This is a genomic window from Streptomyces flavidovirens DSM 40150 (assembly GCF_000429085.1).
In the GTDB taxonomy this organism is placed as follows: domain Bacteria; phylum Actinomycetota; class Actinomycetes; order Streptomycetales; family Streptomycetaceae; genus Streptomyces; species Streptomyces flavidovirens.
Map to the genome: position 1 here is coordinate 347,862 of NZ_AUBE01000007.1, position 21,612 is coordinate 369,473.

18 protein-coding genes and 3 pseudogenes are annotated in these 21,612 nt (G+C 69.2%); 16 read left to right on the top strand and 5 right to left on the bottom strand.

Annotated elements, in window-relative coordinates; translation table 11 throughout:
- The first annotated feature begins 152 nt into the window (after nt 1-152).
- The gene (locus tag G412_RS34480; protein WP_244282969.1) at nt 153-818 is read left to right on the top strand and encodes a TetR/AcrR family transcriptional regulator; all 666 of its coding nucleotides are present in this window, start codon (nt 153-155) and stop codon (nt 816-818) included.
- Nucleotides 818-1,403, top strand: a pseudogene (locus G412_RS34485) (DUF2867 domain-containing protein). Before G412_RS34480 ends, G412_RS34485 begins: the two are co-directional and overlap by 1 nt.
- Nucleotides 1,404-2,227: 824 nt before the next feature.
- Here G412_RS34485 and G412_RS0114810 read toward each other — a convergent pair.
- Nucleotides 2,228-2,851: a LysE family translocator gene (locus G412_RS0114810; protein ID WP_244282970.1), complete on the bottom strand. Its 624-nt coding sequence runs from the start codon at nt 2,849-2,851 to the stop codon at nt 2,228-2,230.
- An 895-nt stretch (nt 2,852-3,746) separates the two neighbouring features.
- Nucleotides 3,747-4,262, bottom strand: coding sequence for a DinB family protein (locus tag G412_RS0114820; protein WP_028812777.1), 516 nt, complete (start codon nt 4,260-4,262; stop codon nt 3,747-3,749).
- 299 nt (nt 4,263-4,561) lie between these two features.
- Here G412_RS0114820 and G412_RS40495 point away from each other — a divergent pair, with 299 nt between their 5' ends.
- From G412_RS40495 to G412_RS0114855, 9 genes and pseudogenes are all read left to right on the top strand, one after another.
- Nucleotides 4,562-4,960: a helix-turn-helix domain-containing protein gene (locus tag G412_RS40495; RefSeq protein ID WP_208857874.1), complete on the top strand. Its 399-nt coding sequence runs from the start codon at nt 4,562-4,564 to the stop codon at nt 4,958-4,960.
- 13 nt (nt 4,961-4,973) lie between these two features.
- Nucleotides 4,974-5,108 (top strand): hypothetical protein, encoded by a 135-nt coding sequence (locus tag G412_RS41415; protein WP_279626775.1) that lies wholly within the window; start codon nt 4,974-4,976, stop codon nt 5,106-5,108.
- 370 nt (nt 5,109-5,478) lie between these two features.
- Nucleotides 5,479-5,898, top strand: a complete 420-nt coding sequence (locus tag G412_RS0114830) for a nuclear transport factor 2 family protein (protein WP_037648788.1) — start codon at nt 5,479-5,481, stop codon at nt 5,896-5,898.
- Between the two features lie 721 nt (nt 5,899-6,619).
- A complete protein-coding gene (locus tag G412_RS0114835; protein WP_106964090.1) occupies nt 6,620-6,913 on the top strand; it encodes a transposase in 294 nt (97 codons plus the stop codon).
- A complete protein-coding gene (locus tag G412_RS39105) occupies nt 6,910-7,782 on the top strand; it encodes an IS3 family transposase (RefSeq protein ID WP_028812780.1) in 873 nt (290 codons plus the stop codon). Before G412_RS0114835 ends, G412_RS39105 begins: the two co-directional genes overlap by 4 nt.
- Nucleotides 7,783-7,871: 89 nt before the next feature.
- Nucleotides 7,872-8,014 (top strand): annotated as a pseudogene (locus G412_RS40875) (IS21-like element helper ATPase IstB); the annotation flags it as partial.
- Between the two features lie 353 nt (nt 8,015-8,367).
- The gene (locus G412_RS0114845; protein ID WP_028812781.1) at nt 8,368-8,646 is read left to right on the top strand and encodes a hypothetical protein; all 279 of its coding nucleotides are present in this window, start codon (nt 8,368-8,370) and stop codon (nt 8,644-8,646) included.
- A gap of 831 nt (nt 8,647-9,477) precedes the next feature.
- A pseudogene (locus G412_RS40880) lies at nt 9,478-9,842 on the top strand (hypothetical protein); the annotation flags it as partial.
- Between the two features lie 163 nt (nt 9,843-10,005).
- Nucleotides 10,006-11,760 carry a S8 family peptidase gene (locus G412_RS0114855; protein WP_028812782.1) on the top strand — a complete coding sequence of 585 codons (1,755 nt, stop codon included), beginning with the start codon at nt 10,006-10,008 and terminating at the stop codon, nt 11,758-11,760.
- Nucleotides 11,761-12,005: 245 nt separating this feature from the next.
- Here the strand turns inward: G412_RS0114855 and G412_RS0114860 are convergent, their stop codons facing one another.
- Nucleotides 12,006-13,307 carry a S1 family peptidase gene (locus G412_RS0114860; protein WP_028812783.1) on the bottom strand — a complete coding sequence of 434 codons (1,302 nt, stop codon included), beginning with the start codon at nt 13,305-13,307 and terminating at the stop codon, nt 12,006-12,008.
- Between the two features lie 200 nt (nt 13,308-13,507).
- Here G412_RS0114860 and G412_RS0114865 point away from each other — a divergent pair, with 200 nt between their 5' ends.
- From G412_RS0114865 to G412_RS0114880, 5 genes are all read left to right on the top strand, one after another.
- Nucleotides 13,508-15,403: an ABC transporter ATP-binding protein gene (locus G412_RS0114865; protein WP_028812784.1), complete on the top strand. Its 1,896-nt coding sequence runs from the start codon at nt 13,508-13,510 to the stop codon at nt 15,401-15,403.
- Nucleotides 15,404-15,492: 89 nt separating this feature from the next.
- Nucleotides 15,493-16,683 carry an ROK family transcriptional regulator gene (locus tag G412_RS0114870; protein WP_028812785.1) on the top strand — a complete coding sequence of 397 codons (1,191 nt, stop codon included), beginning with the start codon at nt 15,493-15,495 and terminating at the stop codon, nt 16,681-16,683.
- A gap of 319 nt (nt 16,684-17,002) precedes the next feature.
- Nucleotides 17,003-17,224: a lasso RiPP family leader peptide-containing protein gene (locus G412_RS41755; RefSeq protein WP_106964091.1), complete on the top strand. Its 222-nt coding sequence runs from the start codon at nt 17,003-17,005 to the stop codon at nt 17,222-17,224.
- 5 nt (nt 17,225-17,229) lie between these two features.
- On the top strand, nt 17,230-19,080 hold the full coding sequence (locus G412_RS0114875) for an albusnodin/ikarugamycin family macrolactam cyclase (RefSeq protein ID WP_028812786.1): 1,851 nt from the start codon (nt 17,230-17,232) through the stop codon (nt 19,078-19,080).
- Nucleotides 19,077-19,817, top strand: a complete 741-nt coding sequence (locus tag G412_RS0114880; RefSeq protein WP_028812787.1) for a lasso peptide biosynthesis B2 protein — start codon at nt 19,077-19,079, stop codon at nt 19,815-19,817. Before G412_RS0114875 ends, G412_RS0114880 begins: the two co-directional genes overlap by 4 nt.
- A gap of 346 nt (nt 19,818-20,163) precedes the next feature.
- Here the strand turns inward: G412_RS0114880 and G412_RS41420 are convergent, their stop codons facing one another.
- Nucleotides 20,164-20,295 carry a hypothetical protein gene (locus G412_RS41420; protein ID WP_279626776.1) on the bottom strand — a complete coding sequence of 44 codons (132 nt, stop codon included), beginning with the start codon at nt 20,293-20,295 and terminating at the stop codon, nt 20,164-20,166.
- Nucleotides 20,296-20,816: 521 nt separating this feature from the next.
- Nucleotides 20,817-21,545, bottom strand: a complete 729-nt coding sequence (locus G412_RS0114890; protein WP_051338367.1) for a phosphatase PAP2 family protein — start codon at nt 21,543-21,545, stop codon at nt 20,817-20,819.
- Nucleotides 21,546-21,612: the final 67 nt, after the last annotated feature.

The following is a 21,612-nucleotide window of genomic DNA, read 5'->3' on the forward strand; positions in this document are numbered from 1 at the left end:
CCTGTTCGGCTGGACTCGGGCGGGGCGAGCGGGCGGGGCCGATGCTGGGGTTCGCGTCGAAGCCAAAGGCCCGCAGCGACTTGTCCCTCGGGAAGGCCGAGGCCCGGATCCGGCGTTCGGTCGCCCCCGGCATCCGCAACATACATACATGCATGTACGAAAGCAGGACCGGTCAGCCGGGCGGGACTCGGCCAGTCGGCCCCGTTCCAGCCAAGCCGAACGCAGCGCGCAGACCCGCAGCGCCCTGCTGGAGTCCGCCGCCCGGGGCCTGTCCCGGTACGGCTACGGCAACCTCGTGCTGGAGCAGGTGGCCGGCGACGCCGGGTACACCCCGTGGCGCCCTCTACCACCAGTTCAAGGGCAAGCAGGACCTGACCCTGGCCGCCCTCCAGTGGATCCTCGACACCTGGCAGCAGGAGGTGGGCCGCCTCGTCAGCCAGGAGTCGGAGCCCGTCGCGGCGCTGCTGGCCATGGCGCGCGGACACGCCGTCTTCTGCCGACGTGACTTCGCCCGCATGGCGATCGCGCTGCGGCTGGAGTTCACCGGGCAAGCCCATCCGGTCGGGCGCGAGGTGGAGCGGAGTTACGACGAGCTCGTCGCCCACTGCGTCCAGCTCATCGACGCCGGCCGCGCGGCGGGAACGATCCCGTCCGGCCCTCCGACCCGTACTCTCGCGCTCGCCTTCGTCGGCGCCCTCGAAGGAACCGTCGTCGCCCTGGCCGGTCAGGCCCCGCATGACGAGCTGCTCGCCGAACGCGCCGTTGCCGGCGTACTCGGACTCGACCCCGCTGCCCCCGGCCGGAAGGAGGACCACTGATGAGAATCCCGAAGACCGCGCACACGTCCCGTCAGTGGCGCATCCACGAGATCGCCCCGGACTTCCGCGTCGAGGACGTCTGGATCCTGCCGACTCCGGGCGGCCCCGACGACCTTCCGCTGCTGGTGGAGTGGTTCGCGAAGGACGACGGCCCGAACCTGTTCTCCGGTGTCGCCCGTGTCCTCTTCGCGGTCCGCTGGCACCTCGGGAAGCTGTTCGGCTGGGACAAGGCCGGCTCCGGCGTCGGCTCCCGGGTGCCGACGCTGCGTACCCGGTTGCCGGAAGATCTGCGCGAGGGTCCGTGCGGACCGGATCTCCAATCGCTGCCGTTCACTTCGGTCTACCTGACGGGCACCGAGTGGACTGCCGAGAGCGCCAACAAGACCGTGCACACCGTGATGCACATCGGCTGGGTCCCGGATGAAGCCGGACGCTACCACGGCCAGATGGCTGTGCTCGTGAAACCGAACGGCCTGCTCGGCAGGGATCTACATGGCCGCGATCGTGCCGTTCCGGTACCTGATCGTGTACCCGGCGCTGATGCGCATGATCGGACGGGGGTGGCGGGCCGGCACGCCGACCTGACGTGCGGGCACTACAGCAAGACCTGGACCGTCCCCTGCCAGCCGATGAAGAAGCCGCTACTCGGACGCGCACGAGGCAAGTTCCCGAGCCAATTCAAGGAGATGAAGGTGGAACCAGGAACCAACCGTCCCGTCCACCGAGAGAGCGCGAACAGCAACGACCATGTGCTGACGGTCCGCCAACGGCACACCATTCCACAGGCGATCCGCGCTCTCAGCCCGGCCGATCACGACTACATCGACGTCTTCACGCTCACTGCGAATGACGCCTCACACAGCTCACCGGAGCAGTGGGCCCGCGCGGCGCTCGAAGACGTCGCGGGCCTCCAAGGCCAGTTCATCTGGTGGGTACTTCTTGGCCTGCGTCTGAAGCACCGGGCATCACCGGACCACGTGGCCGACTGGAGGATCGCTGACCGCTGCGACAGAGGAATCAGGGCTCGAAGCGCACTCCTGGATGCTGACCGGCCACCTCGTCGTCCAAGTCGAAGACGAGCAGGTGTCGTTGGCCACGATCCTCCGCTACGACCGGCCGATAGCGGCACGCGTCTGGTCGCCGCTGTCCGCGGTGCACCGCCGAGTGGCGCCCGATCTGCTGCGCGACGCGCACAGAGCTCAGCAACCGAGGCAACGCCGCTGATCCCGTCCGCGAAGTACGACGAGATCGTGCGCACGGCACACGTCCGAAAGGACAAGCGGACGGACCCGCAGGCAGGGAGTCTCTCAGTCCTCAACGCCTCAGGAACTGGGCACGTTCACCTGTACCCCGACACGATTCCCACCCTCACTTACCAAGCCACTCCACGGTACTCGCCGGCCGATGCCTCACTCCCCGAGCGCGAGCCTGAGGCCGAAGGCGGCGATGACCGTACCAGTGATGCGGTCGAGGTAGCGGCGTACCGAGGGCCGTTGCAGGCGGTCTCGGAGCGCGTGGGCGATGGTGACCAGTGCGCAGGCCCAGATGACGGCCAGGAGGATGTGTATACCGGCCAGGAGCACACCCGCAACGAGGTGTGAGGCATCGGCGGGGATGAACTGTGGGAGCACCGCGACATAGAAGGCGCCCATCTTCGGGTTGAGTAGATTGGTCGCGATCCCTTGACGCCAGCCGCCGAGCAGGGTGTCGCCGGCATCTGTGTCGGTCTTGGCTTCGGCCCCGGACTCGGCCGCCTTCGAGCACTCGGCCACCGAACGGCGCCGCGTGGTCCACAGCAGCCTGCCACCCATCCACACCAGGTACGCGGCCCCGGCCCAGCGGAGTGTCTCGTACGCGAGGTGAGACGCGGTCAGCAGTGCGGTCACACCGAGCGAAGTGAGTACGCCCCAGACCAGTGTGCCGCTCTGGATGCCGAGGATCACTCCCCAGGCGCGACGGCGGTGCCCGAGCGCGGCAGTGCGCAGGACGAGCGTGGTGTCCAGCCCAGGAGTGAGGGTGAGAAGTCCCACCATCAGAGTGAAAGTCCACAATGCATCTATAGCGATCATGAAGCATCACCATAGGGCTGAAGTCGCAGAACATCTACTTTCCTGCCCGAAATCGGGCAGGAATTGCAGTGTGGCTCACGGTTGGCCTGCTGGTCCCAGATCTGCCGTCGCCGCAGGTATTGGCGATTTTGGTGTGAGCTGTACGCCTTTCACCACACAGGTGGTCAGGACGCGTCGGGATGCCCACCGGCCGGACGTCGAACGCGGATACGTTTCAGGGCCGGGATCGACTGCGGGGCATCACCCCGCTGGGCGGGTCGGCTTGATCGGAGCATGCTGGCGTCGACCCCACGACGTGCCGGGCTCACCAGCACCCGGCCGGGGCCTGCAAGACCGTCCCGAGGGCCACGACGCGGTCGATGTGGACCTGGCTGCGGCCGCGCGGGGAGGTGACGTTTCCCGGGTGCGGATCCGGGGCGAGCGTCTCCGAGGTGAACTTGCAATCACCGTCGCCACCGCCGTTATTGCGCGTCACGTCATTCAGGTCCCGCTAGAGGATGTCATCGCACGTGGGTAGCCGCTGGAGTCCCCCTCGGCCCAGGGGCTGCCGAACCCCGCCGCACTCGTAACCGGTCTTCGGTGCCCGCCCCTTGACGGTCAGCGCGTCGACAGCGGCCGACGCGGACCTGGCCTTTACATCGGGCTCGTCGGCACCGCCGCCTTCCGTGACCTTGGTGCCGATGTAGCAGCCGGTGAGGAGAGAGCGAGCACGCCGGAGGCTGTGCGGTGATTCACGCCCACCACCGCACAGAGGGACGTTCCGTCCCCGGAAGTCCCGCCCTTACGGGCTCTCCCGCGATGGGTAGTGAGGCGTGTTGGCGTGGCCCCTGAGACAAGGGGCCCGCTACGCGGAGCCGCGCTAGTAATAGCCCTTCGCGCCGTCGAGCAACTCCCGGACGATGTCCGCGTGTCCCGCGTGCCGCCCCGTCTCCTCGACGAGGTGGATCAACATCCAGCGGAGGTTGGCGCTGCCGGAACGGAAGTCGGGGTGCCGGCCGACGTCGTCCAGGGAGGCCGCGGCGACGATCTCGTTGCTGCGGGCGCACTGAGCCTCGTACTCCGCGAGGAGCTCGGCGAGGGGGCGGCCGCCGGTGTGCCAGTCGGCGTCCTCGCTCGACTCGTCGAACGACGGGTTCTGCTTCTCGTCGCCGCCGAGGAACAGCACCTCCAGCCACGTGTGCTCGGTCCAGCGCATATGGGTGATGAGACCGGCCATCGTCATGGCCGGTGAGGTCGGGATGACCGAGCGGTGCGCATCCTCGTTGCTCAGTCCCTCACATTTCCAGCGCAGGATCTTTCGCTGCAGGTCCAGCCAGCCGATGAGCGCGGTGCGTTCGTCCGCTTGCAGCGGGGGCCGTTCCAGTTCCGATGTCATGTCGGCGCACGCTACCGGGGGCCGGTTGGGGGGACACCTGGTTTTACGGGCTCGTCCGCGATTGATGATCTCCGTCGCGGTCGGGGACACCGGGGCGTGCGAGTTATCCGGGTTGTGATGACACATCAGGTCCGTGCGGTGGTGGCACATTGCGCGTTCTGCGGTGTCCGGAGTGGCTCCTGGGCGAGCTGGTTACGGAGCTCGCTGCGCACTGGGAGGTCCGCTGCGAGTCCGAACGTCATGAGCGGCGTCAGAGCTCGTGCCCACGTGAGGCGGGGGCCGGGCCGAAGTACGAGCTGGTGTTCACCGACCGGCTGCTGGCCACGCTGGTGCACCTGCGGACCGGGCTCACCTATGAGGCACTGGGCGTCATCTACCAGGTGGGCAAGTCGACAATCGGCCGGGCGGTGGCAGAGGTGAGGCCGCTACTCGCAGCCCGCGGGTTCGCGGTGCCGCAGGGGGCCGGGCTGCGGCTGCGCACATTGGAGGGCGGGTTCGCCTATGCCGAGGCCGAGGGGGTGACCCTTCGGATCGACGGGATGGAGACCCAGGTAATGCGCTCAAAAGCACACCGGCCCGGCCGACGTGCGTTCGTGTCGGGCAAGCGCAAGCAGAATTCGGTCAAGACGATCACTATCAGCGATGGGCAGGGCCGGCCCATGTGGTCCGGAGCGGTGCGTCCGGGCTTGGATGCCTGACCAGACCTGCGGGGTGCGCACAGAGAGCATCGCCGAGCAGTTCCGCATGCACCCGCACGTCAGGGCCGACGTCGACGACGGCTACCGGGGCCTCGCGAACGAGTTCCCCAGCCAGGTCTCGGCCCGCCCCGCAACCAAGGAGTCTTGACGCCGACACCGCATCACTGCCGAGAAGTACGGCTGCGCGCAAGTACAAACGCCGCCAGCCCTCCCGCCGGATCTGCGTCGAGCACGCCCCACGCCGAGTACCGCGAGTGGCGTCCGCTCCAGCGATACACCGGGCGACGTGACACCTACGGCCAAACCCACGCAGCGATCGTCGGCGTGGTTTCCGACCGCGCCGCTAGGCGCACCACCCAGCGCCGGACAAGCACCGAAATCGCGCCGTCCGCCCGATGACCTGTTGAACCGCCCACCAGCCGAGCCTCCAGGCCAACACGCCTCACGACCAATCGCGGGAGAGCCCATTACCTCTGACGTAATCGACGCTCCCTCAGTGCTCCGGGAGGCTGGTGCCCATGACGCCTACCACGACCGCGGACGCCACCCGCGCCACCGTCCAGAAGTTCCTCGACCTCCGCCTCGCCGGCGACACCGAGGGGCTCACCGCGCTCTTCGCCGACGACGTCGACTGGCTGCTCGCCGAGAACCCCGTAGTCCCCTGGATACGATCCCGGTCCACCGCCGTCGAATGCGCCGCCCAGCTCATGGAGTTGAGCGAGCACACCGTGCCCGAGGACGCCCGCGCGTCCGTCGACACATTCCTCGTCGACGGCGCGGACGCCGTCCTGATGGGTCACATCTCGGGGACCGTCCGCGCGACGGGCAAGTCCTTTGCCGGCCCCTTCGCGCTGCGCCTGACCGTTGAGGGCGGCCGGATCACCCGGCACCACCTGTACGAGAACAGTGTGTCCATCGCGGCGGCGTGCACTCCCTGACAACGTGGCTGGTTACCGCTGATGCTGACATACGCCGGTCAGGCACCGCCTGCAACGGCCGTCAAAGGTCTGCGCCGAACTTCACCGGCGAGGTTGCTTCCACGTGATGCCGGGGGTGCTTCCGTTGAATCCACCGCATGGATCTGCGCCCCCACCCACGCGAAGTGGCTGCGGCAGCGGAAGCCGGCGAGTTCAACCGGCGCAGTAGGCATGTCAGCGGCAAGCTGAAGTGCCGCCCGTCTTCGCCGGTCAACACGCCGGTACAGCCGACGGATCGCATCTACGTCGCTCGCTGGTCGCGGAGGAAATATGTGCCCCCGCGCGCAGAGGGCGGCCCAGGGCCTCGTGGCCGTCCTGCCGGCACGCGGACAGCGCGGGATGCGGACAGGACGTACAGCAATCGCAGACTCCGTGGCCACTGGCCCTGACGCCTACCGCACCAGGCAGGGGCTCTTGGCGTCGAACTCCCAGCCGGGGGGATTGGACATCGAAAACTCCGTTGTGGTGGTCGGGTCGCGTTTGGTCGCAATCAAGACCAGCTCGGGAGGAGCGCTGTGGATCGCTGGCGCTCGGCCAGTGCGTGCTCGGCGCCGCCGGGAGGCGCCGGGCGCGTAATGGCCGGGAGATCTCGGTGCCGAGCTTGTGGGCTTGATCCGCTTTGACGGACATTCGAGATCAGGGGTTCTGCCCCGGGAGGATGTCCATCATGGAGAGCATGGGGATGAAGAAGCCTCGCCCTCGCCGTTCGTTCACGCCGGAGTTCAAGGCCGAGATCGTGGAGCTGTGTCGGCGCGGTGACCGGTCGGTCGGTCAGATCGCTAAGGACTTCGACCTGACGGAGACCGCGGTGCGGGACTGGGTGAAGCAGGCTGAGGTCGACGCGGGCGAACGCGACGGCCTGACCAGCGGCGAGCGCGAGGAGCTGGCCGCGCTACGGCGGGAGAACCGCCGTCTGCCGGAAGACGTCGACATCCTCAAGCGGGCCACGGCTTTCTTCGCGAAGGAGACCCGGTGACGGTGCACCCGTTCATCGAGGCGGAGAAGCAGGGCGGGCACAACGTCAAACGGGCGTGTGAGCTGCTGAAGGTCTCCCGCACCGCCTTCTACGCCCGCCGCACCGGCACCCCTAATCCTCGCGCGGTCCGTGACGCCGAGCTGACCGAGCAGATCGCCGAGGTCCATTCGAGATCGCGCGGCACCTACGGAGCCCCTCGCGTCCATGCCGTGCTCAAGCGGGAAGGCGCCGGGTGCGGCCGCCGTCGTGTCGCGCGGCTGATGCGGGCGGCCGGGCTGCAGGGCCGGCATCGCCGACGGCGGCACTTGACCACGATCTCCGATCCGCGGGTCTCCTTGCGGCCCGACCTCATCGTCCGGGACTTCCATCCCGACCCGGCCGGGCTCGATGCCCGCTGGTGCGGTGACATCACCTATATTCCGACCGAGGAGGGCTGGCTCTATCTCGCTACCGTCATCGACATCGCCTCGCGGCGCGTAGTCGGCTGGGCGACGGCCGATCATCTGCGGACCGAGTTGGTCGCCGATGCGCTGACGGCTGCCTGTCGGCAGCGTCGACCCAACCGTCCGGTGATCTTCCATTCGGATCGCGGTTGCCAGTACCCCAGCCAGCAATTCGCGTCCTTGGCCGACGAGTTCGGCATTCGGCTGTCGGTCGGTCGCACCGGGCAGTGCTGGGACAACGCGCTCGCCGAGTCGTTCTTCGCCACGATCAAGCGCGAGCTGCTGAGCACAGCCGCCTGGCCCAGCCGGGCCGCCGCCCGCACTGCGATTTTCGACTTCATCGAGAGCTGGTACAACTTGCACCGTCTGCACAGCAGCCTCGGCTACCGCAGTCCCGCCGAATACGAGACCGCACTCGCAGCCTGACCACCACAACAAGGGTGTCCGTCAAAGCGGAACAAGCTCACTTGCACACGGTGGCACGGGTACTTCGAGGCGCGCCATCGCATCCGATGAGCGAGTCCTTCGGCGGCTGGAGCAAGACGGGTACGGATCCTTGGCTTTGCGCGGCAATCGTCGACCGTCTCATCCACCAGACAGACACGACTCCTACCGTCTCGCCAGCGCACGAGCTGAGCAGCCCGCCACGGCCGCCTGACCGTTACCGCGTACGCCTCTCGGCAGCCCCCGGTGAAGCGCTGAGATACCGCCGATGTCGGTGCCGCCGCGTAGGTTGTGGCATTCCCTCGACCAAGGAGACACGGTGACCAACCGCGGTTCGCGGGAGCACAGATCGGCGCGGTTCCGGCCCTCTGGGGAGACGAACTGGTGTTTGCCTGACCGCGGCGGACGTACGACCAGTCTCGCTGCTCCGCACAGGGTAGCGGATGCGGCCGCCGTCGGCTTTTTGGCCGGCTTACGCGCCAAGCGGCGGCCCAGCATTTCTCGTGTAACGGTAGATCGGAACGTTCGGGGGGGTCTGTCGAACCACGCCACTGAACGGAGCACGCCATGGTCATCAAGAAGCTGCACGACATGGGCATGCGAAGCGAGCACGCCTACACCGCCGCACTGGCCTCCATCGGCCTCACCGTCGCTGTGTGGGCCGGGTCGCTCAAGATGGAGCCTGGTACCGGCCTGGCCCGAGCCGACCGTTGGGGCCTCTTCGTCGGTGAGTGGGCGCCCACTTTTTTCGGGCTGGGGCTCGCTCTCTCCCACTATGAGCAGCAGGACGGCACCCTGACTGCCAGCGGTGCTGACGTGCGGGACCTCCACCGGAACGTCGGGTAAGCGGCCCAGCTCAACGTCAGCATGAGGGCCGGCGTCGAGCAGGCGCCGGCCCTCCGTGGGAGGTCAGGAGGGGTGGCGCGTCCCTGTCCGCGGCGTGCCCAAGGGGACTCCCGACTCCTCCGCCTGGGGCAGGGCCATCTCCGATCACTACCCTGGAATCGCGGACACCGACGGCCGGTTCTGTCAGCCGAAGCGAGAAGAGCCCGTTGCCGAGGTACGCGAGGCTGCCCGGATGGAGCAATCGGGGTCGGTCAGCAGAGTGGGGCAGGCAGGCAGGCGGGCGGTCGGGCATGACGTGCATGCCGTCTCCTTCTCGTACGTCGTACGGTCGGCGCCGGTTCTCTGCAGGGCTTCAAGCAGGTGCTCGCGCACCGCGAACAGAGACTGGTAACCACTCCGGCTATGAATGGCCCTGTGTGCTCGCCAGCGAGCTCCACCTCATTTTCGGGACCACCTGTTCGGCCCCCGCGGCTACCAGGCCGTCGCCCGCACCGTCCCGACGGCGAGTGGCTGAGGGGGGCGCCCCCACTACGGCAGGCGGGGCCGAGTTGAAGCGGCGCTGTGTGGACGATACGCGCGGCCGACGGTGAGCCAAGCCGGCCCTCGGTTACCGGTCGAAAAGGGGGCCAACCGCGATCGTAGCGGTGGGATGAGCTGAGCGGATTCTCGCGCCGCTGGCCAGATACGGCCGGAAGCCGCACGCCGACCACGATGCCGTCCGCATCGTCAGCGCGCTGCGCAACAGCCCGTACGTCCTCACCCCACGCCCAGCCCAGCCCGGCCAGAACGTGGCGTCCAGCGCCCCTCCACAATGGCCTTGGCCGCGGGTGTCTCACCGACGTGCAGGCGCTGATCGCGGTGCTCGACGGAGGTCGCGACGACGACGGGCCCATGACGCTGGGCAGATCGCACAAGCAGCTCAGCCCGACGTGTCAGTGCGGCCGACGGCCGCCGGGTGGTGCACCTGCACTACGCCGAGGCGGCCAGGAGGGGGTGGCCCGCGACTACTTCTCACCCCTCGACCGCGGCACCGACGCCGCGCGACGCGGCCGTTTCACCTCCGACGAGCTAAGGGTGGTCGGTCGCTTCCTCGCCGAGCCGAGATGAACCGGGAACTCTCTCTTCCGCGCCGATACGTTCACGGCGCGAAGCGGCTTCTCCGAGGAACCGACTGGCCGCGGGCTGTGGCCACTTGAGGCCCACCCGCCGGTACCCTCGCCTCGCGTCCCGCGCACTGCAAGGGATTCCCCTCTTACTCCGCGGCCGGGCTGTCTGACATCTTGCGTCAACCCCCTACACGTTTCGTCCCCGGCGGCCCCATCGGCGTGCCGGGACTCGGAGGACGCATTGAGACGTCACATATTCAGCCGGCTCCAGGCCCCCGCGGTCGCCGCCGTCGCCCTCGGAGCCGCTCTGGCCCTCGCGGCTCCCGCCGCGGCCGTCGCCGCCGAGCCGCAGGCCTCCGCCGCCGCCTGGGCCGCCGGTACCCGCGCCCATCTGGTGATCACCACCCCCGGAGACACCACCGCCGTACGGACGGCAATCGCCTCCAACGGCGGCTCGGTCTTCGCCTCGTACGACGCGATCGGTGTGGTCGTCGCGCACTCGGCCTCGTCCGGGTTCGCCTCGGCCATGCGGGGCGTCGCCGGAGTGCAGCAGGTCGGCGCGACGCGGACCTCGGACGTTCCGGCCGACGCGTACAACCCCGCGCTGCCGGCGAACCCGTCCCAGTCGTCCACCACGCTCACGGAGAGCCTGACCCGCTGGGACATGACCCAGATCAAGGCGGACCAGGCCTGGGCCGTGACGACCGGCTCGGCGTCGGTCAAGGTCGGTGTGCTCGACACGGGCGTGGACGACCAGCACCAGGACATCGCCCCGAACTTCAACGCCGCCGACTCCGTCTCGTGCGCCTACGGCAAGGCGGACACCCGCGCCGGAGCCTGGCGTGATGTCGGTACGCACGGCACGCACGTCGCCGGCACCATCGCGGCCGCCAAGAACAGCAAGGGCGTCGTCGGGGTGGCGCCGGGGGTCAAGGTCTCCTCGGTCCGCATCGCCGAGCCGGGCAGCAGCCTGTTCTTCGCCGAGAACACGATCTGCGGCTTCATGTGGGCCGGTGACCACGGCTTCAAGGTCACCAACAACAGCTACTACACCGACCCCTGGCAGTTCAACTGCCCGGACAACGCCGATCAGGCGGCCATCATCGAGGGCGTCAAGCGCGCCCAGGAGTACGCGGAGCGCAAGGGTTCGCTCCAGGTCGCCGCGGCGGGCAACTCCAACCTCGACCTGGCGAACAAGACGGTCGACACCGAGAGCCCGAACGACTCCACACCCGTCACTCGGACGATCACCAACGCCTGCCTCGACATCCCGACCGAGCTGCCGGGCGTCGTGACCGTCGCCGCGATGGGCAAGGGCAACGTGAAGGCGTCGTACTCCAACTTCGGCAACGGCGTCATCGACATCGCCGCTCCGGGCGGTGACGGTACGTCAGGCGTCTACTCCACCCTGCCGGGCGGCAAGTACGGCAACATGAACGGTACGTCGATGGCCTCCCCGCACGTCGCGGGTGTCGCCGCGCTCCTGGCGAGCGTCAACCCGACCGCCACCCCGGCCGACCTTCGCTCCAAGCTGGGTGTCCAGGCGACCGACACCGCCTGCCCGTCGGACAGCCGGTGCACGGGTACGGCCACCAAGAACGGCTTCTTCGGCGAGGGACAGACCGACGCGCTCCAGGCCGTCGGCAGCACGCCCCCCACGCCGGGCTCGTACTTCGAGAACACCGCGGACCTCACGATCGCGGACAACGCGACCGTCGACAGCCCCCTCACCGTATCGGGCGTGACCGGCAACGCGCCGGCCACCCTCAAGGTGGGCGTGGACATCAAGCACTCCTACCGCGGTGATCTCGTCGTCTCCCTCGTCGCGCCGGACGGGACGGTGTACCTCCTGGAGGACTTCGCCAACAGCGATGGCACGGACAACGTGGCCAAGACGTACACGGTCAACGCCTCCTCGGAAGCCGCCAACGGCACGTGGAAGCTCCGTGTCCGCGACATCGCGTCCCAGGACACGGGCAGGATCGACGCCTGGAACCTGACCTTCTGAGTCCACCACCCATACACCGCACCGTTGCGCGCCCCGCATGCCCGGGGCGCGCAACGGCCCGCGCTTCCACGATGAACATCAGCGAGATGACGCTGCCTGTCGAATGACGCCCCAGCCGGGGGGCGCCGGGCTGTCCGCCGCGGCGTCCCCCGGCCGTCGCGCCTGCCCGTGCTCGACCGCGGCTTACTCTTCTCTCGCCGCACACGGGCGTACGCGGTCGAGGTCCTGGCGAAGGGCGGATCGCCTCAGTTGTGCAGGGCGCCGTCGTCGCCCCCGACCGCATCGCCCTGTGCGTCGTCGCCCCCGAACTCGTCGCCCCCGACCTCGTCGGGTCCGTCGGCGCCGTTCGCGCCACCCTCCACCCCGGCGTTCGCCTCCGCGCCGCCGTCCTCGGCACCGGCACTGCCGGCACCGCCGCCCGCGCCGCCCGCGCCGTCACCGATCCGGGCGCCGACCGCCTCGAGCGCCGTGGTGACCGGCTGGAAGAACGTCTCGCCTCCCGCCGTACAGTCCCCGCTGCCGCCCGACGTGAGCCCGATCGCGCTGCCGTCGGCTGTGAAGAGCGCGCCGCCGCTGTCGCCGGGCTCGGCGCACACGTTGGTCTGGATCAGGCCCGTCACCGTGCCCTCCGGGTAGTTCACCGTGGCGTCGAGGCCGGTGACCTGGCCGTCGCTGAGCCCCGTCGTACTGCCCATCCGGATGACGTCCTGGCCCACCGCGGCGCCGGCGGCCCGGGCGATCGCCACCGTCCGCCCGTCGCCGGTGTCGACCTCGCTCGGAGCCTCGGTGGCGGGGTCGTCGTACGTCACGAGCGCGAAGTCGCCCGCGCCGGGGAACACCGCTTCCTGAACGGTGCCGATCGGCCCGCCGCCGGCTGCCTCCGACCACTGCTCGGCCGCCACACCGCAGTGTCCGGCGGTCAGGAAGCCCGGACTGCCGTCCTGCGTGGTCACGTTGAAGCCGAGTGAGCAGCGCGCGCCGCCGCCGAAGATGGCGTCGCCGCCTTCGAGGAACGTCTTGAACTCGCCCCCGGACTTCTGGATCCGGGCCATACCGGGGCCGAGGTCCTTCACCGCCGCTTCGAGCCTGTCCCACCGTTCACCGGTGACGGTGCGGTCGGCCGTGACGAGGACCTGGTTGTTTCTCGGGTCGATGGCCCACGACGTGCCCGCAACGGTGGCCTTGCGGGACAGTGTGCTCTTGGCCGCGCTCAGCTCGCTCGCGCTGTTGTCGACGCTCCTCGGTACCGCGCCGGCCTTCTTGACCCGTACGTCGATCTCGTTGTTGTCGCCTACGACATTCACGACGAGCTGCTGCTTGCCGGCGTCGTAGTACGCGCCGCCGTAGGACTCACCGAGCTGCTTGCCGAGCTGCTGGAGCAGCTCCGCCGCGGAGGCCGCGCTCATCTGCCGGGGGGCCGGCGCGTCGGACCTGGCCCCGTCCTGCCCGGCGTAGGCCTGCGGAAGCAGGACGGCGGCCGCGGCAATGCCGACCGCCCCCGCTCCCGCCAGAACGGCCCTTCGCTTGGTTATTCGCCTGTGACTCAACTCGCCGCCTCCTGTAGGGGTACGGAGCCGGTTGCCGATGGGCAGCCGGGGGACGCGTCCGCCTCTTGATACGCATGAGGTGGGTGTTGTTCTCACCGCGTGCGCACATTCGAGCTGACGACCCGCCACGGCCCAAGTACTAGAGCCGTCAGTCAGGGCAGGTTGACCTCAAGTCGGATTGAGGTCTTAGCGTCACGCCCATGGACATGGAAGTCACCGCTTGGACATCGATGCACAACGCCATCAACGCCAGTCAGGACCGCAGGCCCGTCTCCCGGACCACCCTGCTCCGCATCGCCCGGTTCGCCCGGCCGCACCACCGGCAGCTGTACCGCTTCCTGCTGCTCAGTGTGGTGACCGCCCTCCTCGCGGTGGCCACGCCGGTGCTCGCCGGACGTGTCGTCGACGCGATCGTCCGGGGACGCGAAGAGGGAACGGTCACCTGGCTCGCCCTGCTCATCGCGGTCATCGCCGTCGCCGAAGCGGGGCTGGGGCTGCTGACCCGCCGACTGTCGGCCACCCTCGGGGAGGGGCTGATCCTCGACCTCCGCACGGCGGTCTTCGATCACGTCCAGCGGATGCCGGTCGCCTTCTTCACCCGCACCCGGACCGGTGCGCTCGTCAGCCGCCTCAACAACGACGTCATCGGTGCCCAGCGCGCCTTCAGCAACACGCTCTCCGGCGTCGTGTCCAACCTCGTCACCCTGCTGCTGACGCTCGCCGTCATGCTCAGCATCTCGTGGCAGATCACCCTGCTCGCCCTCGTCCTGCTGCCGGTGTTCGTCGTGCCCGCCCGCCGGATGGGCACGCGCATGGCGACGCTCCAGCGCGAGGCCGCCCACCACAACGCCGCCATGGGCACCCAGATGACCGAACGCTTCTCCGCCCCCGGCGCGACCCTCGTCAAGCTCTTCGGCCGCCCGGCCGACGAGTCCGCCGAATTCGCCGCCCGCGCACGCAGAGTGCGCGACATCGGCATCCGTACCGCCATGGCGCAGTCCACCTTCATCACCGCGCTCACCCTGGTGTCCGCACTGGCGCTGGCCCTGGTCTACGGACTCGGCGGCTTCTACGCCCTGCGCGGCAGCCTCGACCCCGGAGCCGTCGTCGCTCTCGCCCTGCTCCTCACCCGGCTCTACGCCCCGCTCACCGCACTCGCCGGCGCACGGGTCGAGGTGATGAGCGCCCTCGTGAGCTTCGAGCGCGTCTTCGAAATCCTCGACCTGCGCCCGCTGATCGCCGAGAAGCCGGACGCCCGGCGGGTACCGGACGGGCCGGTGTCCGTGGAGTTCGACCGGGTTTCCTTCGGCTACCCGTCCGCGGACAAGGTCTCCCTCGCCTCCCTGGAGGATGTGGCGGCCCTCGACTCGCGTGGCGGCACCCAGGTCCTGCACGACGTCTCGTTCCGCGCCGAACCCGGCCACATGGTCGCCCTCGTCGGTTCCTCCGGCGCCGGCAAGTCCACGATCGCGCAGCTCCTGCCGCGACTGTACGACGCCGACTCAGGGTCCGTACGGCTCAACGGCGTCGACGTACGGGACCTGGCCGCCGACTCGATCCGCGAGACCCTCGGCATGGTCACCCAGGACGGGCACCTCTTCCACGAGTCCGTACGCGCCAACCTGCTCCTCGCCAGGCCCGACGCCACCGACGACGATATCTGGGACGCCCTGCGCCGCTCCCGCCTGGAGGGTCTCGTGGCCTCACTGCCCGACGGCCTGGACACCGTCGTGGGGGAACGCGGCTACCGGCTCTCCGGCGGCGAGCGGCAGCGCCTGACCATCGCCCGCCTGCTGCTGGCGCGCCAGCGCGTCGTCATCCTCGACGAGGCGACCGCGCACCTCGACTCCACGTCGGAGGCAGCCGTGCAGGAGGCACTGGCCGAGGCGCTCGAGGGACGTACCGCCGTGGTGATCGCCCACCGCCTGTCGACCGTACGGGCCGCCGACCTGATCCTGGTCGTCGAGGAAGGCCGGGTCGTCGAACGCGGGACGCACACCGAGCTGCTGGCGGCGGGTGGCCGCTACGAGGAGTTGCACCGCACCCAGTTCGAACGCCCGGACAAGGAAGAAGCACAGCCGAGACGGAATTATTGACTCCTATTCATTTGTAAACACCCCTCGTTCAATTTGAAGATCACCATGCTAATGTCGGAAGACTGAATCGGTGAATTGCGGGGGGTCCGATGCTTCAGTTACGTGATCGCCTGAGCGCGGCCCGGGGCACCAAAGCGATCAACTCGAAGCACGTCCTCCTCTCCGTCATGATCAAGAGCGACAGTCAGGCTGATCTGGCCCGGCGCACCGGACTCGCTCAGTCCACCGTTTCGAACATCGTCCGGGAGTTACAGGCGGCCAGGGTCTTCGTCTCGGAGCCCGGGCGCGGGACGAGAGTCTGCCTCGCCCCGACGCGCAATGTCGCGGTCGGCGTCCACCTCGGCTTCAACCAGGCGACCGTCGTGGCCCGGCGGGTCGACCGTCCCGTCACCGAGACGCACTGGGAGCACGTGGGCAGCGGTGCGAACCGGGGGCTGGGCGAGATCATGCCCTCCCTGAAGCAGGCCGTTCGGGAGGCGGTCGCCAAGACCGGCCGCGAACTGGAGGACGTCGTGTCCCTCGGTGTCGCGGTCCCGAGGATGGTCGACCCCCGGACCGGCACGTTCCGTACGCCCGTGCTGCCCCCGTGGAGCGAAGGAGACGCTCCGTCGGACGACCTGGGGAAGTGGCTGCGCGTCCACGGTGCGCTCGACAACGACGCCAACCTCGGTGCGCTGGCGGAGCAGACGTACGGCACGGACGGCCACTGCGAGATCGTCGTCTACGTCAAGGGCTCCACCGGCATCGGCGCCGGCCTCGTCATCAGCAGCAACCCCATTCGCGGGCACGGAATGGCCGGTGAGATCGGCCATCTCGTGCTCGATCCGGACGGCATGGTCTGCCGCTGCGGCGGGCGTGGCTGCCTGGAGACGATCATCGGTGCCGACGCGCTCGTCCGTCAGGCCCGCGAGGCGCTGGCCGGGAGCGTGGCCGACGTGCCGTACTCCCTCGCCTCCCTGATCGAACGGGCACAGTCGGGTGACGCGGTGTGCGAGCGGGTGGTGCGGGACGCCGGACGCGTGCTCGGGCAGGCTCTCGCGCTGGTCTGCAACCTCTTGAACCCGGACCTGATCGTCCTCGGCGGGCAGCTCGCCGCCGCGCAGAATCTGGTCCTGGAGCCCTGCCGGGAGTCCCTGGTGCGCTTCGGGCTGCGGGGTGCGGTGGGTCCCCACAGCGAATTCGCCCTCAAACTGAGTTCGATGAATCCACTGTCCGAGGCGCAAGGGGCACTGGTGCTCGGTCTGACGTCCTTGCGGAGGACGGACGTCGACAAGGAGTGAGCCGCGATCGAAGCTCGGCGCCCGTCTCGTGCGGCGCACATTGACGAGCTGAACTCCGCGCCCGCACAGTCGGCTTCCGGCTCTGCGAATTGGCAACCAGGTGCGTTGCCGGGAAAGAACACGAGTCACCGCGATGCGGTCCTCCGCCGGACGGGCACCTGTCGTCGCACGTGGACAACGGCCGCTCACGCCTGCCATGGTGGCCGCACGCCAGGGGTTCGGAAACCCGGTTTGCGGCTAAAGTCGAATAGCAGACTCTGGCCGAACGTGTTCGTTCATGCAATTGCATGCGCCTTTTGCGTCAACATCAGGTGGATATATGACCTTGCTGAGAAAATACGCCCAACGGTCGGCGGCCCGGCTCCGGCCCTCTGTTTCCGATACTGGTGCTCAGCAACCGCAACCACTCGCCGCGGCGGATCTCGACCGCGACGACTCTTACGCCCCTCCGGTCGTGGTCGATCTCGGTCATGTACGGGAGGTGACTCTCGGAAGCTCCAGCAGTGGCACCGCCGACGCCAACTCCCATTACTACTGGTGAGGGACGTGACCGCACCCGATCACAGCACCGGCAGGCGGCTCCACCCGGACTTCACGGGCTGCTTTCCGCTCCTCACCGGCTCATCAGGTCCCCTCACGGACGTGACCGGTCACTGGCGGGAAGGGGAACTGCGCAGTTTCCGGTGCGCGGGCGGCACTGTCATCACCGTCGGGCAGTGTCTCGCCGGGGAGCGGCAGTTCACGGCGGACGCCGAGCGGGCCCTCGCCACGGACCGGCTCGCCTCCCTGACCCGGTGGGCGGGCAGCTACCTCTGCATCGTCGTACGCCCCGGCGACCTCACGGCCTTCTCCGACCTGGCCGGGCAGTACCCGTTGTACTACCGGCGTCGCCCCGGCCGCACCTGGATCGGTTCGCGGGCTACGGACGTAGCAGCGGCGGCCGGCGGCGGCTGCCGCCCGGACCCGCAGGTCCTGGCCGCGCGCATCTTCTGCCCCGGCGTACCCCTGCTGCCCGAGAGCCGGTCCGTGGTGGCCGGTGTCGAGCGGCTGGGCGGTGGGCATGCCCTGCGGATCACCGCTGACGGCGCGGCCGTCCAGTGGGAGTACGAGACTCTCCAGGCCCAGAACGAGGCATCAGCGGCGACGGCGGCCGAAGCGCTCGGGGCGGCACTCGACGAGTCGGTGGGGCTGCGCGCCGCGCGGGCCCGGACACTCACTGCGGACTTCAGTGGCGGACTCGATTCCACTTCTGTGGCGTTTCTGTCGCTGCGCCACCGGGCGGGCCCGTTACCGGTCTTCACCTATCACCGGGCGGATACGGCCTGCGACGACCTGGAGTACGCGCGCGGCTACGCGCGTCTCGACGAACGGCTCCGCCTGGAAGTGGTGACGGGGACGACAGCCGACACGCTGCCCTACCAGGGCCTGTACGACGCGGAATGCGACGGGGAGCCCAACCCCGCGGCGGTGGGCGCGGCCCGTACCCGGCTCCGCCTCGAACGCATCGCCCAGCACGGTGCGGACCTCCACCTCGGCGGCGAGGGCGGCGACGCACTCCTCAGCCCGCCGCCCTCCTACCTGGCGTCTCTCGCGCGTCCGGGCGGACTGCGCAGACTGCTCCGGGACGGGCACGCGCTGGCGCGAGCGCGCCACACCTCGCCCCTGCGCGTCGCGGGCAGGGCCGCTCAACTGGCGCGCACTCCACTGGCAACCGCCCTGCGGCGGACGGCCGAACGGCTGGAATCACCGGGGGAGCGCGACCCGCACTGGCTGGACACGCTGAGCTGGTGGGTCCTTCCGGGCCCCGAGGCGGCTTGGCTCACCGCCTCCGCACGCCGCGAGCTCGCCGAACTGGCCCGTACGGGAGTCTGCGAGCGACGCGCGCGAGGACGGCGCACGGACGACGGTCCGCCGGACCTGCGCACGACCCTCCACGAGTTGCGTACGTCGGCCTCGGCGCAGCGCCAACTGGCCTGCGCGGCGGCCCCCTACGGGTTCTGGCCACAGGCCCCCTTCCTCGACAACGACGTGGTCCGGGCCTGCCTGCTGCTGCCCGCCCACCGCCGCAGCGGTCCACCGGCCTTCAAACCGCTGCTCGGCTCGGCACTGGCGGGCGCCGTCCCCGCGCCCGTGCTGGCCCGGCGGACGAAGGGCGACTACTCCGACGAGGACTACCAGGGCGCCCGGCTCGCCGCCGGAACGCTGCGGGACATCATCGGTACGTCCCGCCTGGCCTCCCTCGGTGTCATCGACCCGCGCGCGGTCGCGGCTTCACTGGACCGCGCCCTGATGGGGCTGCGTGCCCCCTTCCCCGCCCTGAACCGCTTCCTCGGCGTGGAGTTGTGGCTGAGGAACACGTCATGGCCAGGCGACTCGCAGTATGGAGGCAGCTCGTGACCGAGTTCCGGATCCCCCAGTACGTCCACGCCGGCGAGGCACCGCACGGCGGCACCGTGCTCTTCAACTCCCGGTCCGGGCAGTGGTACGCGATGAACGGCACCGCACGCGAACTCTGGGAGGAGTGGCGCCGTACCGGTGATTTCGACACAGGCGTACAGGCGGTCGCCGACCGCTTTCCCGGCGTGCGGTACGACCATGTGCGGCTTGACGCCGAAAAGCTGGCCGGCGACCTGGTCGAACGCGGCCTCGTGGCCGCCGGTAAGGACCGGACCCCTGCCGCGGAAGCGACACCCGACGTGGGGGAGGAGAGGTTGTTGAGGCAGGCGGCCCGCGCGCCGCGGGGTGACGGCATCCGGTGGCTCAGGGCGTCCGGGTGGCTCGGCCTGTGCCTCGCGCTGTTGCTGCTGCGGCTTCCCTTCCGCGTTCCCGCGCACGCCGTGGACGTACTGAAGAGGCCGCGGTCGCGCCTGCGTCCGGCCACGATGCGCCAGGCCGAGTCGATGCTCGCGGTTGTCCGCCGGGCCGCGGACGGGTATCCGGGGCGAGCCGCCTGCCTGGAGCACTCGCTCGGCACGGTGCTCGGGCTCGCGCTCGCCGGGCTCACGGCCGACTGGTGTCTGGGCAGTGCCGACGACCCGTACCGGTTCCACGCCTGGGTGGAGATCGACGGCGAGACCGTCACGCGTCACGAGGCCGACGACCGCGTCTCGTTCCGACGGGTGCTGGTGCTCTGAGAACTCCGCGGCGCGCCCGGCTCTTCAGAATGAAGGGCCACCGGCGTCCTGGTTCCGCTCTTTGTTCAAATTCGGTGTCAGCGCCCGCGGATATTATGCGGAAGCCGATCGTGTGCGCGCTCCCACGAGCGGCCGGCGGAAAGAGGTATATGAAAGCTTGCTTCGAATTATCCGACGCCGGAGGCTCCGGGCCTGCTTACCGATCGGTTTCACGCTAATGCGTGGGCGAGGGTTTCCCTGGAGTGCGTGGAGCGCTATGCTCAACACGCGCACAAAAAGACGTGAGGGGCCGCCCGCGGCAACGGGCAACCCCTCAAGAGCATGAAACTACCTGGTCGGTGAGTGATCAGATCAGAGGCGTGACCCCTTCGTTCACCAGGGCGAGAACGACCAGGATGGTGATGACGATGACCTGGATCACGCGTGCCCAGCTCAGGTGCGTGCTGCCCTGGATCGTCATTCGTGCTTTCACGTTCACGGAGGAATTCCCTTCGGGAGTGAGGGCCGGCGCAGTGTAGATCGAAAAGCAACACCGCGACAACATTTTCTGCCGCATTTCGCAGGCTGACAAGCCCTCGGCATGCGGCTTCGTGTCGCCCTGCGGGCCATTGGGCAGAGGGGAATTGCACTTGAGAGGCGAGTGTTCTTCAATTCGTCGGTAATGCGCTCCAGGCGTCGAAGCCGGAAGCGGAAATCGAATGAGACACGCACGCCGGAACGCACTTTGGCCCGCACGTGCCTTCCGTCTCGTCGCCGGGTCCGCCCCCGCATGGCGCGGGCGTCAATCCGCACACCGGGCACCGCGGTCCGGCTCCGACGGCATCGGATCGGCTCCTGCCCTCCGGTAACACTCGTTCCTGACGGGCGAATTGGTGGTCGGCGGTGCGCGGCCGGCTCCGGAAAAAATCTTGGCCCGGGTTTCACACCTGAAGGCGAGGGCTGCTCGCGCCGCCCGGCGGACTTCATGAAGTGGTCACATCACGACCCGCCCTGCCGTGGTCACAGCGACCGGCTTGGCCCACCGTGTGAAGCGGGACGGTCCGCGTCGGCGATCTCCGGTTCCAGGCCCTGTGCGGGCGTCGTGAGCGGACGCCCGATGTCCGAACGCCAGGTCTCGAAGGCGAGGGCTGTCGAGGCGACCACGGCGAGACCGAGGAACCAGCCGCCGATCACGTCACTGACCCAGTGAACCCCCAGCGCCACACGCGTACCACTGACGCCCACAACGGTGACGACCGCCAGTGCCCAGGCCACCGGGCGTAGGCGTCGGGGCACCAGCGGAAGCAGGACCAGCAGCAGAGTGGCGCAGGAGGTCGTCGCCGTCATCGCGTGCCCGGAGGGGAACGAGAAGCCGGGGCTGTGCGCCACCGGATCCGGAAGGTGCGGGCGGGCACGTTCCACGGTGTTCTTGGCCAGCAGACCGGCCGCGGCACCTGCCAGCGCCGTGACCGCGGCCCAGGCCGCCAGCCGCCAGGCGCGGCGGCTCAGGAGCCACACAACGAGCACGGCCACCAGCAGGCGCATGGTCACCGGCCCCCACACGACATCCGTGAGAAACCGGAGGGCGCGTACCAGGCCCGGGTGCTCAAGAGCCTGTTGGTGCAGTGATGCCGCCGCGCCGTGGTCGAACCGTCGCAACGGCGCCCACTGGGCCTCGACGAACACCAGCGCCAGGGCCGCGGGCACGGCCGCCACCACGGTGCCGACGGCGGTGCCGGTCAGCCGCATGCCGAGCTTGACGTCCGGCCCCCAGTGACGGGAGATCAGCGCGCCGACGAGCCGTCGCGGGCCGGCG

Excerpts from the sequence above, each read along its gene's own strand:
- G412_RS34480 (WP_244282969.1), top strand. The coding sequence starts at position 153 with ATGTACGAAAGCAGGACCGGTCAGCCGGGCGGGACTCGGCCAGTCGGC.
- G412_RS0114810 (WP_244282970.1), bottom strand. The coding sequence starts at position 2,851 with ATGGTGGGACTTCTCACCCTCACTCCTGGGCTGGACACCACGCTCGTC.
- G412_RS0114820 (WP_028812777.1), bottom strand. The coding sequence starts at position 4,262 with ATGACATCGGAACTGGAACGGCCCCCGCTGCAAGCGGACGAACGCACC.
- G412_RS0114830 (WP_037648788.1), top strand. The coding sequence starts at position 5,479 with ATGACGCCTACCACGACCGCGGACGCCACCCGCGCCACCGTCCAGAAG.
- G412_RS0114835 (WP_106964090.1), top strand. The coding sequence starts at position 6,620 with ATGAAGAAGCCTCGCCCTCGCCGTTCGTTCACGCCGGAGTTCAAGGCC.
- G412_RS0114845 (WP_028812781.1), top strand. The coding sequence starts at position 8,368 with ATGGTCATCAAGAAGCTGCACGACATGGGCATGCGAAGCGAGCACGCC.
- G412_RS0114865 (WP_028812784.1), top strand. The coding sequence starts at position 13,508 with ATGGACATGGAAGTCACCGCTTGGACATCGATGCACAACGCCATCAAC.
- G412_RS0114870 (WP_028812785.1), top strand. The coding sequence starts at position 15,493 with ATGCTTCAGTTACGTGATCGCCTGAGCGCGGCCCGGGGCACCAAAGCG.
- G412_RS41755 (WP_106964091.1), top strand. The coding sequence starts at position 17,003 with ATGACCTTGCTGAGAAAATACGCCCAACGGTCGGCGGCCCGGCTCCGG.
- G412_RS0114890 (WP_051338367.1), bottom strand. The coding sequence starts at position 21,545 with ATGCGGCTGACCGGCACCGCCGTCGGCACCGTGGTGGCGGCCGTGCCC.